The sequence below is a fragment of the Paucisalibacillus globulus genome (genome assembly GCF_900184735.1).
GTDB classification, from domain to species: domain Bacteria; phylum Bacillota; class Bacilli; order Bacillales; family Amphibacillaceae; genus Ornithinibacillus; species Ornithinibacillus globulus_B.
On the sequence record NZ_LT855399.1, the window covers coordinates 71,582 to 82,693 of the forward strand.

The window sequence follows — 11,112 nt, forward strand, 5'->3', positions numbered from 1 at the left end:
CCAAGCGAACTTTCTCATCCTAACTAGGTATGTATTGATTACTACCAGGGAGTTTTTTTATTTCATTCCAAGCGCTAATTGCTTCATTACGACTTTTACCTTTATTGCTAGGATCGGCGAAATAGTCTCGAATGAACCGATTGTATTCAAATTGAGGTGCAATCTCTTTTGTATAAGAAGGATCTTTTTTCCTCTCTTCTTCCTCATACCATGCATTCACCACGTCACGATACGTTTTTCCTACATTATTTTTGAGATAGTTCTGGATAAAAGTAGAGAAGTGAAATGTTGGAATTATTGTCTTGAAAAATGCTCTTACAACTTGACTACATCGATGGTTTTCGGTAATGACTGTATCAAGTGTCAATTCTGCTTGTGGCGTAGTTTTCATAGGTGTTGTTGATTTTCTGATAGGTTTCGTAATTTCACCAGTGTGAAGAAAAAGTTCTACTCTGTTGGTAAGTTCAATTTTGGAGCCTGATGTACTGATCCCGTTTTCCCTACAAAAGGATTGCAACTCTTCTTTCAACCAATAATAATCTTTAAAACTTTGCAAGTTAATATTCTTCGTCAACTTAGGTCTCAACCTATTTCCCCTCCATTCAATGGCTTCTTGACAGTATAAAAATAACACACTATACTGATAATAAGAAAAAGGCACTTAGTAGCTGGAACTACTAAGTACCACAACTACTCACCGCATAAAGAGCGGTTGACCGGTTTTGATGTGAATTTCAAAAAGAAGTAGCCGTACTTACCTAGTCAAAGGGGCGGTTACTTCTTTTTATTTAGATAGACGACAATAGTCTCTGTTAATGTTATTCCTGCTGTTAAAGAGATACTAAATTGAACTAGTAAACTCGAGTACTGCATATGTCGTCATCTATACCACCTCCCTTCAAAAAGGAGATGGCTACCGACCACTATACTATGTAGTTGTTAGTGCTAGTTTAGCATAATTTGGATAGTTTTTATACACAAAATAGAATATTTGTTCGATTATTTAGGTCTAGTAAACGGGCATGCATTTCGTTCCTGTACCTTAGTGATACTACAGTTAGAATAGATGACTGAGTGCGAACCTGTCCCCATGGCTCTACTATATTTCCCCTCTAAGTAAAATCTTCTCTAATTCAACTGCTGGAACTGGTCTGCTAAATAAGTATCCTTGTCCAATGATATCCTGATTACTGATTTCGAGTAGTGTGGTTAGTTGTTTTTCATTTTCAATTCCTTCGACTATTACAGCCAAATTTAGATTGAACCCTATATTCATGATGGTTTTGACCATTGCAATATCTTTTTCTGTAAGGTCTATAATAAATGATCGATCAATCTTGATTGCAAAAATAGGTAAATCTTTTAATACAGAAAGGGACGAATAGCCTGTTCCAAAGTCATCGATCGCCGACTGTACGCCCATTTTTCGTAATTCATTAAGAATTCTTGTAGTGTCTACAATATTTTGCATAATACTTTCTGTAATTTCAAATTCAATGCTAGCGGGATTTACCCCCGTCTGTTCGATGATTTTTTTAACATTGTTGAGAAAATCCTTATGTTGAAACTGCCGTACGGAAACATTGATACACATTAATAAATCATCATGACCATATTCTTGCCACTGTTTCAACTGCTTACAAGCATTATACAAAACCCAATTACCAATGGAGACTATCTCTCCAGTTTCTTCTGCTAACGGAATAAATTCGTCTGGTGCTAGTACTCCCAATGTTGAATGTTTCCAACGTAATAAAGCTTCCGTACCGATTATTTTTCTAGATTGTAAATGCACTTTTGGTTGGTAATGCAAGAGGAGTTCATTATTAGTTATAGCTAGACTTAGGTCATTCTCAATCTGCATTTTTCTAGCCATCTGATTATTTAATTCGGGACTAAACACTTCATATTGGTTTCTTCCCTTACTTTTCGCTAGATACATCGATGTATCCGCATTTTTTAATAATGTTTCACTAGTAGAACCATTTTCTGGGTATAGGCTTATCCCTATACTTGGGGTAATGGAAATTTGATATATACTTACTGTTAAGGCTTTTGAAAATGTATCAAGAATCATTTCTGCAATGTGTTTACAATAATTCTCTGTAGCATCCTGGAGAATAATGATAAATTCATCCCCACCGACACGGTATACTCGACCATTAATTGGAATAGATTCTTTCAGTCTGATGGAACATTCCTGTAATAGCTGATCACCAATTCCATGTCCGAGTGTATCATTAATATTTTTAAATCGGTCAAAATCCAAGAGCATAATTGCAAACTTTTTCTGATTTTCGTTTGCAAAATTAATTAAATTTTTAATATCTTGTTGATAACTAGCACGGTTCAGTAACCCGGTGAGTTTATCATGATAAGCATGATACCAAAGGTCATGTACAAGCTCGCGCTGCTGTTTTATCATTAATATTTGTCTAATGACGATGAAGATAATGGATAAGACTAGACCAAGCACTAAGGCATTCCAATTCCAACCTGTACTTTGCATGACAAGAAAAGCAAGGAAGATAACACTAAGATTTAGTAATAAGCCGTTGTCACTATGCTTGGGGTAGGAATTAGATATCCATTTAATATCCTCTGAAAAAATTTCGACTTGGAAATTAGTGTAGCCTAGTAATAGGATGGCCAACGTCCAGAGAGGATCAATCATACTGCCATTTTCATATTGGTGATTGATGAGCGAATGAATGTAAATCGTATCGGTTATGATTTGAACCAAGAAACCGAGTGAAAGGTAAAGGAATGCCTTATACTCCTTTGTATATCGAGTCATATAAAAAATATTGATGGCTAAAAATGCAATTCCTATATCGAGAATAGGATATGAAATATAAACGGCCACAAGAGTTTCATGTTCATTAGATAGTTCAATTATTGGGTTAATTAAATAGTGATAACTAATGGATATAGCGGCTATCATAAATATTAAAATATTAAATAGAAACGGACCCATAGACAGTGAGTGGTATAGTAACTTTAACTTATAAATTAGAGTAAGTAAGAGAAATACATAACCTGCTAACCATAGAACAAATGATAGATCTGGATATCCAGTTTCTCCATTGACTAGTAGGTTGAACAACCAAAGCAAATTGGACAAGAGAGGCAGAAATATCCCTGTACTTAATAAGATAATAAATATTCTATGGTCAGTTGATAGAATGCGAATGGGTCTGAATAACCAATAAATTGATACAGCGCCACCGATTATTGGAAAGAGTGATGCACCAAATATTCGCATCCATGTATGATCTGCATAGAACCATAACCAACCATAAAAGGCTGCGAGGTATAAGATAATAAATAGGATTGCATTTCGTTTTTGTTTGTTCATTACTGGTTCACTACTCTCATTAAAAAGTCTACACGATTAGTATTTATGAAAAGAGTGTGACTATACCATTACACATTCCAAAATAAAAAAAGGTAGTGGGGGAAATCCCTCACTACCATCTTCCTAACACTAGTTATCTGGCGGTTATTCCACCATCCACGACAAATTCAGCTCCAGTGCTATAGCTTGATTCGTCTGATGCAAGATACAGTACTAAATTCGATACTTCTTCTGGTTTAGCAACGCGACCATTTGGAATATATTTGGCAAATTCCTTGATTGTTTCTTTGGAATCTTCTTGTACAATCATCGGTGTTTCAATGACACCTGGGTGTACTGAGTTCACACGAATACCGTAATGTGCTAGACCAAGTGCAGCAGCTTTTGTCATGCCACGAACAGCAAATTTCGTATCTGTGTACCCAATAGCTCCACCAACAAGTCCATTGATAGAAGAAATATTTACAATAGATCCACCATCTGCTTTTTTCATAGAAGGGATCACAGCTTTTATCCCTAAGAATACGGAAACTTGATTAATATCCAGAATTCTACGATATTCTTCCTCGGTAGTTTCCTCGATAGATTTATTCATACTAATACCAGCATTATTAACCAGGACATTTACTGGTCCAAATTGATTTTCTGTTAATGTGATTACTTCTGCCCAATTTTCTCCTTTAGTCACATCTAGTTTTACAAATTTGGCATGATCACCAAGTTCTTTTGCTAATGCTTGGCCGTCTTCCTCCAGAATATCCGCGATCATTACTTTAGCGCCTTCTTTAACGAATAATCGAGCATGGGATGCGCCCATTCCACGTGCTCCACCAGTAATAATTACAACTTTCCCATCTAATCGTTTCATGTAAAAATCTCCCATCTAATTGCTTTTTTGAATTCTATCCTCAATGCCTTGTAGTAACTTTTCTTGGATGGAGAGATATTGATTAATCTCTTCTTCCGTCAGTACTTGAAAAAGATCTACAAACATTTCTTTTCCAATCTCTTGTGCCTCTACTAATGCCTTTTCTCCAGTTGCGGTGATGGATAATTGATTAGCACGTTTATCTTGTTTAACATCTAAACGATCTACAAACTCTAAATTTACTAACTTGTTTGCAATATTTGTCATGGCTCCCTTGGTATATCCAAGTGTCTCAGCCAATTCTACTTGTTTTTGCGGACCTTTTTGTCGTAATTCACTTAAAACGAGAATTGGCGATATTCCTAATGGATAGGGATATTGCTTTGTAAACTGAATAATATTATGATTATTCATCTTTTCGATTGCATGAATTAATTTAAATATATTGGCTTGTTCCACATTCGACCTCCAATTGAATTATTTAAAGTCAGCATGACCAGAATGTACTTAGTGACAAATTTAGTTTAATGCTAAACTACTTTCGAATATAGTTTAACACTAAACTATATTTTTGGGTAGAGTATTGATTCTTAATTGGTTAATTTACATGAGTGATGGGTATATGTGAATAACAAAAAAAGAAGTAGCCGCTCACCCGAGTTATAGGGACGGTTACTTCTTTTTGTTTATAAAAATGAGTGTTGCAGACAGTATTTACCGATGCTGATCAAAAAGGATCTGATTACCATCCGGATCTTCCAATGTGAAATGTGCAGGACCTTCCGTTGACTCATCAGCTTCCGTTTTCAATTCGATTCCTTTTGCTTTAAGCTCTTTCTGGATGTCGCGAACATCTGTGAAAGAATCCAGATTCTCAGCATTTTGGTTCCAACCAGGATTAAACGTTAGTATGTTCTGCTCAAACATTCCTTGGAATAATCCGATTACGGTATCACCATTTTTTAAGATAAGCCAATTTTGTTCGATGTTTCCACCTAGTGTTTCGAATCCAAGTGCTTCGTAGAACTCTTTTGATTTGTTAATGTCTTTGACAGTTAGACTGATAGAAAATGCTCCTAGGTTCATAATTTCCTCCTTGGTTATTTGATTATGTACTAGTTATCATTATAGCAAATATTCATATAATTTTATTCAATAATTCTAAAAAACTACTGCCCACGAAGAAATTCTATATCTTTCCGTGTTAGCGGCACTCCATTAATGATTATTTTTTCTTCATTAGGCAATTTAACTTGTCCATCTACTAATACTCTCTCTGTTAAAATACTTGGGATGGCATAGTCAATCAGGTTTCCTACTACATCATAAAATAAGTAGCCTTCTATTTCATCATAGATAAAGGAGTTTATTTTCATATTTGGTGTGATAAGTAGTGTGATTTTCTCCTGGTCATTCCAAATCATCTTGATGAGGATTTTTTTCTTGGTTTTGTTTTCTACTAGGGCTTTCCAGGTGGTAAGTGGGATTGATTCTTGCATGTTGATTTCCTCCCTGTGTTCTTGATGGCTGTCCATTCGTTGATAATAGTCTGTGCCAAAATCTATTTATGTACAGGTTTTATATTTAATAATTATAGCAAAGATTGGAAAATGGTTTAACAGGTTTTAAGTACAAGCCTGTATTATCGTGACATTTGATATAATAAACTAGATATAGAAAGGAGGTAATGGAATGTCTAAACAGGAAAAAAGAAAGAAAGTATGGCGGATTATTGGCTTAATTTTCGGTGTTATTGCTCTTATTTGGCTTATCATTTTCTTATTCCCAGTTACCGAAAATACAGATTTACATAAGTTTGACCGGGAGAGACCACTAGTTATTGCACATGGTGGGGGAAACCATCTAGCACCTTCCAATACTTTAGCTGCTTTCACTAATGCTTATGAATTAGGTGTTGATGTTCTGGAATTCGATATTCATATGACAAAGGATGGCTATCTCGTATCGATTCATGACCCGACTGTTGATTGGACGACCAATGGTACCGGTAAAGTGAATGATTTGACATTGGAAGAGGTTCAAGCATTAGATGCAGGAGTGAATTTCAAAGATTTAAATGGAGAATACAGTTACCGTGGTCAAGGGGTATATATTCCAACTGTAGATGAAATATTCTCGGCCATTAATGATTCAGATATGCTGTATACCATTGAAATTAAGGACTCCAATGACCCTGAGTTATATCAAGAAATGAGTGAGAAATTGTGGGAGTTAATTCAGGAATATGACTTAGAAGAAAATGTTATTATTGCAGCGTTTGATCACTCTATTATTGATATGGTACTGGAAGCATCCGATGGAAAAGCACTTGTCAGTGGTGGAAGGGATGAAATCACTAAGTTTGTCGTGTTTCATAAGTTGTTCTTAAATAGCTTGTATAGACAAAATGTCCATGCACTCCAAATCCCAACGGAGGATAGTAATATTAACCTTGTCGATGGTAAGCTAATTCGAGGTGCACATAATAGAGGGATGGATGTCCATTATTGGACAATTAATGATCCCGAGACGATGAAGGAACTAATCGAATTAGGGGCTGATGGAATTATGACAGATCGGCCGGATTTGTTAATCGAGTTATTAGAGAAATAAACAGGGAGGAAGGTTATATGGAAAACCTTCCTCCTATTTTTATAGCGTAAAATTATTGGATTTTTAGTAGTTTGATTAGTTTTATGACCTGTTCATCATCACCTGTATCAATTGCCACTAACTCGGTATTATCAATCAACTCTTGGTAAAATTCTTCACCGGCAGGGTATTGACCATCCCAACGCAATGGGACATTGTACACATTTATCGTGCCATCGCCATTCCCACTATATGTTACGGAACCATCCACTAAGCGACTGCCTGCTAACTGGATAACATCTTCTGGATAAGTCAGACTGGTTTCATCATCAGGATTAAGTGGTGTACCAGCTGGAATATGTAGGACATTCAATTCATCCAACTCTTGATTAGGACCAAGCTGTAACCACACACGAGCATATTCAATTTCTTGTGAAGAATATTGGGACAGTGCATCTTTTTCTGTACTATTTTCAGATGAGGAAGATTCTGTATCTTGTTCTTCTAAATCTTCGGTGGTGCTTTCAGATTTTTCTTCCTCACTAGAAGAATTGCTCTCATCTGTTTCGGTAGTATTTTCATCGGTTGACTCTTGGACAGAATTGTCTTGTGTAGAATTAGATGTTGAGTCATTTTTATTATCTCCACAGCCTGCAAGTAACCCCACTAGGATTAATAGTGCAACATTCATATAAAGTATCTTTGTTAGCTTCTTCATTTGTTAGATCATACCTTTCATTGATGTTTTAGGTAATTCTCATAGATTATAAACCTATCATAGGATAATTTCCATTTTTTGCTTGGTGGGCCATTAAATTCATTCTGTTTTAAAGAAGAAATATAGGGTTTGGATTATGGTAGAAATAACTTGATTCTAGAGAAAGTAGGGAGTGATAAACATGAAGGGGAATAAGGGTAGGAAAGGTGATAGAGCATATGTCTAAAGAAAGGTAATTGTGGATTTCTTATTAATAATATGGTTGTTTGAAGATAATCCTACTGCCAATTGACAGTATATTGATTAATATCTATTTATTATAATAAGAATAGGTACTTAGTATTTGCTCTACTAAGTACCCTTTTTACAAACTGCATAAAGAGCAGTTGACCAATATGTTGTTAATAAGATGTATTTTTTCTTGGTTGGGGCAGTTACTTCGTTTTGAAAAGAATAATACTCTGCAAAGGTAAGTTAATTAATACGTTGAAGATTAGACTTTAGATAGAGTAAATATCCATTTTAACCAACTTAATACACTTCCTGATCGTCTATCGATTTGTGATTCGCCACAAACATTATATTCTCTCATTTTACTTTTCACAATTTCCTTTGATGGAAATTCACCGTTATTATAAATGTCAATAAAAAATTCATGAAATATTTTGTGTTCTAAAATTAACTTCACAAGGCTCAACTGTCGGGCTTTATAATTTAATTTATAGATTCTTTCTCCTAAGCTAGTCAATTGGGCAACGACTTTACCAGTATTTTCATCATTTGTTTTTTCAAATAATCTTAAGTACTTACCAGCATTAAAATAATAATAAGATTGTCTGTCTTTAAACTGCATCAATTCTGCGATGTCATCAGTAGTCATACAATTTTCATAAAGATGTTCTAACAACGATATAACCCTTTCAAATGAGTCAGCTTGTACGAAAGGAATATCAGTGTTGTTCATATTATCGTCAGTTTTGACATTAGTCTTGTGATATACTTCTAACAATTCTTCATTATTTATTTCAGTATCTTGCAGTGAGTAGTTCCTTTCTTTTACAAGTTGAATCGATGAATAGTCTTCTAATGATTGAAATTCATATTCAAATAGTCTATAAATCATATTCGAATAGACAGAAAAAACTAGTCGAATTGGTTTCTTTACACGCTTCTGCCATAAACGATATGGATAATATAATTGTCTAATATGGAAGTCTGGATAAACAACATTTTTTGCTTCTAAAATTACTACTGACTCTTCATTTTCGAAGCCACCGTCTATTTCACACTGTGCATTTTTTACAAAGACATTTTCCTTACCTCGTCTTGTGTTTACAACGAAGCTAAACTCACCAGTTCCCATCCGACCATTAAAGGTTTGCACATTTTGATCCACCTCTAGAAAATCATCTAGTACATTAGAAATAACTAGAAGATTAATTGCATTTGACTCTGAAGAAATATTATTTACATCAATTGTTTCAAAGTCAGGGATTTCCACTTTTTGCATTTTAGTAACATGTTCTGTCAAGGCTGGAACCTTTTCATATAATTGGAAGTTGCCCAATACATATGAACTTCTACTGTCAGGAAGAATATTAATTTTGCTTTTTTCCAATATACTAGGAAGTGATTCGGAACTATCCCATTTTGACATTAATCTTGGTTCACGGAATTCTTTAATTTGTTTTGATAGAATCTTATATTGTCCATCTTCTTTCACTTTATTAACAATATCGTACTTGTCGAAGATTTTCTTCCAAGCTTCATTACTAGATATGTTCATAATTGTAAACTAACACCTCGTTTATTTCTCCACGCTTATTAGCTTTACTGTTAATAGCCCGTTTTGCTTTTATAGTCTTTATATTATAATCTTTATATAAATCTCTAATTATTGGATGATCAGAATTGGATAGTAGAAATTTTATCCCCCGTCTATTTAAATTATCACATTGTTCTTTTAATTCTATTTGCTGTTCCAGTGTAAAACCATTTTCCGTGTACCCTGTAAAAGAAGAAGATGTAGAAACAGGTAAATAAGGTGGATCAAAATAAACAAACGCACCTTTTCTTAAATTTTTTAATGCTCCCTTATAATCGGTGTTCATTATTTTAATGTTCTTTTCATTAAAATAATTTGACATGGCATAGATAACGGGCCTATTAACTATATTAGGATTTTTATATTTTCCAAAAGGTGTGTTAAATTGTCCAGCTGAATTAACTCTAAAGAGGCCATTGTAACAAGTCTTATTTAGATAAATTATCCTTGCTGCACGTTCAACATTAGATAGATTGTCTATATAATTTTCCTGTCTATCAAGTGCTCTAATCTCATAGAAATATTCTTGGTTATTATTTTCTTTATGAGTTATAAGTAACTCTACTAATTCATCTGGTGAATCCTTTATTACATTATATACATTAATTAATTCTTCATTAAAATCATTTATAATTGCTTTATTTGGCTGATATTCAAATAGAACTGCTCCTCCACCAACGAATGGTTCCACATAGGTAGAAGCATTTAGAGGAATTAGTGGAATGATCTCGTGAAGTAGTTGTCTTTTACCTCCGACCCATTTTAGTACAGGACTTAATATAGTATTTTTTGACATGACTTACACCTTTCTAGATTAGTATAACTTTGATGATACTAATGATAATTGTTTCTATTATAGAATAACACACATACGTTCGCTTTTATAGATTGCAAGTGAAAATGCTACCCATTTATTAATATAAAAGTTTATAGAACATTTATTTTTTATAGCTGTTGATTATATTTTATAGAAGAAAAGATAGTGGGGCAAATATTGAGTGTTAAAAGTTTATACCTGTCTTGTTCTTATTTATAATTGAGTGTGGTGGTTTAAAGTTTTTTAAAAATAAGTAGGTGCTCATGGGCAATTGGGATAAAATTATCGGTAGCGTATTTTTTGTTCTGACTTAAAGTGTTATGCTGGATTTTGATTAAATGAGATTCTAATTCCCCATACCACTTCATATCTCTAATAATGGAATAATATTTTCTGTTTCTGCGTACATCACCAATCAAAATAGCATGTCTTCCAAATGTACTTAGACTATTAAATATTTTCTGGTTTATAAAATTTAGTTTGTTTATAAATTCATTATAGTCTTGTATGTGTGATATATCATCTTCATGTATTTTGTTTCCCCATACATTATTCTTACCAGAATATTTAATGATATTCCAGTATGGGGGATGACTGAAAACTAAGTCTGCACCTGCAGGTAATGGATCCTCTAATATATTAAAATTGCCAAATCTGTTGTTTAAATCTAAATGGATACTGTTTGTGTAACCTAATTCTATTGCAGCATCATAACCACTTCCACCTCCGGCGAAACACTCTAAGAAATTTTTGGGTTTAAAGTGTAATAATAGATCCCTAATAACATAACCAGAACAGTTACCACGATAACTTGAATTACCATAGTGTCCGCGGTTAGGGTAAGATAAAATACTAATCAAAATATCACTCCTAATTCTATGAATATAGTAAATGTAAATTCTCAATGGAAAAGATGAATAATTATTGTTTATAG

11 protein-coding genes are annotated in these 11,112 nt (G+C 33.9%); 1 reads left to right on the forward strand and 10 read right to left on the reverse strand.

Going from position 1 to position 11,112, the window contains the following annotated elements; all coding sequences use genetic code 11:
• Nucleotides 1-19: 19 nt before the first annotated feature.
• The 6 genes from BN999_RS16945 to BN999_RS16970 all read right to left on the reverse strand — a co-directional run bounded on the left by BN999_RS16945 (nt 20) and on the right by BN999_RS16970 (nt 5,725).
• Nucleotides 20-586 (reverse strand): DUF6434 domain-containing protein, encoded by a 567-nt coding sequence (locus BN999_RS16945; protein WP_096273361.1) that lies wholly within the window; start codon nt 584-586, stop codon nt 20-22.
• A gap of 513 nt (nt 587-1,099) precedes the next feature.
• Entirely contained in the window at nt 1,100-3,358 is a 2,259-nt protein-coding gene (locus BN999_RS16950) for a putative bifunctional diguanylate cyclase/phosphodiesterase (RefSeq protein ID WP_096273363.1), read from the reverse strand.
• Nucleotides 3,359-3,491: 133 nt separating this feature from the next.
• Nucleotides 3,492-4,226, reverse strand: coding sequence for a glucose 1-dehydrogenase (locus BN999_RS16955; RefSeq protein ID WP_096273365.1), 735 nt, complete (start codon nt 4,224-4,226; stop codon nt 3,492-3,494).
• Between the two features lie 15 nt (nt 4,227-4,241).
• Nucleotides 4,242-4,685: a MarR family winged helix-turn-helix transcriptional regulator gene (locus BN999_RS16960; protein WP_096273367.1), complete on the reverse strand. Its 444-nt coding sequence runs from the start codon at nt 4,683-4,685 to the stop codon at nt 4,242-4,244.
• Nucleotides 4,686-4,940: 255 nt separating this feature from the next.
• Nucleotides 4,941-5,312 carry a VOC family protein gene (locus tag BN999_RS16965; protein WP_096273369.1) on the reverse strand — a complete coding sequence of 124 codons (372 nt, stop codon included), beginning with the start codon at nt 5,310-5,312 and terminating at the stop codon, nt 4,941-4,943.
• An 83-nt stretch (nt 5,313-5,395) separates the two neighbouring features.
• Nucleotides 5,396-5,725, reverse strand: a complete 330-nt coding sequence (locus BN999_RS16970; RefSeq protein WP_096273371.1) for a hypothetical protein — start codon at nt 5,723-5,725, stop codon at nt 5,396-5,398.
• 193 nt (nt 5,726-5,918) lie between these two features.
• Here BN999_RS16970 and BN999_RS16975 point away from each other — a divergent pair, with 193 nt between their 5' ends.
• Nucleotides 5,919-6,839, forward strand: a complete 921-nt coding sequence (locus BN999_RS16975) for a glycerophosphodiester phosphodiesterase (RefSeq protein WP_096273373.1) — start codon at nt 5,919-5,921, stop codon at nt 6,837-6,839.
• 52 nt (nt 6,840-6,891) lie between these two features.
• On the opposite strand, the gene BN999_RS16980 is transcribed toward BN999_RS16975, so the two are convergent.
• From BN999_RS16980 to BN999_RS16995, 4 genes are all read right to left on the reverse strand, one after another.
• Entirely contained in the window at nt 6,892-7,536 is a 645-nt protein-coding gene (locus BN999_RS16980) for a hypothetical protein (protein WP_096273375.1), read from the reverse strand.
• Between the two features lie 493 nt (nt 7,537-8,029).
• Entirely contained in the window at nt 8,030-9,322 is a 1,293-nt protein-coding gene (locus BN999_RS16985) for a type II restriction enzyme (RefSeq protein ID WP_096273377.1), read from the reverse strand.
• Nucleotides 9,309-10,157 (reverse strand): DNA adenine methylase, encoded by an 849-nt coding sequence (locus tag BN999_RS16990; protein WP_096273379.1) that lies wholly within the window; start codon nt 10,155-10,157, stop codon nt 9,309-9,311. The genes BN999_RS16985 and BN999_RS16990 overlap by 14 nt, the downstream gene beginning before the upstream one ends.
• 254 nt (nt 10,158-10,411) lie before the next feature.
• Nucleotides 10,412-11,038 carry a DNA modification methylase gene (locus tag BN999_RS16995; protein ID WP_255247513.1) on the reverse strand — a complete coding sequence of 209 codons (627 nt, stop codon included), beginning with the start codon at nt 11,036-11,038 and terminating at the stop codon, nt 10,412-10,414.
• Nucleotides 11,039-11,112: the final 74 nt, after the last annotated feature.

Coding starts and splice junctions, on each gene's coding strand:
- BN999_RS16975 (WP_096273373.1), top strand. CDS start 5,919: ATGTCTAAACAGGAAAAAAGAAAGAAAGTATGGCGGATTATTGGCTTA.
- BN999_RS16955 (WP_096273365.1), bottom strand. CDS start 4,226: ATGAAACGATTAGATGGGAAAGTTGTAATTATTACTGGTGGAGCACGT.
- BN999_RS16980 (WP_096273375.1), bottom strand. CDS start 7,536: ATGAAGAAGCTAACAAAGATACTTTATATGAATGTTGCACTATTAATC.
- BN999_RS16950 (WP_096273363.1), bottom strand. CDS start 3,358: ATGAACAAACAAAAACGAAATGCAATCCTATTTATTATCTTATACCTC.
- BN999_RS16985 (WP_096273377.1), bottom strand. CDS start 9,322: ATGAACATATCTAGTAATGAAGCTTGGAAGAAAATCTTCGACAAGTAC.
- BN999_RS16965 (WP_096273369.1), bottom strand. CDS start 5,312: ATGAACCTAGGAGCATTTTCTATCAGTCTAACTGTCAAAGACATTAAC.
- BN999_RS16990 (WP_096273379.1), bottom strand. CDS start 10,157: ATGTCAAAAAATACTATATTAAGTCCTGTACTAAAATGGGTCGGAGGT.
- BN999_RS16970 (WP_096273371.1), bottom strand. CDS start 5,725: ATGCAAGAATCAATCCCACTTACCACCTGGAAAGCCCTAGTAGAAAAC.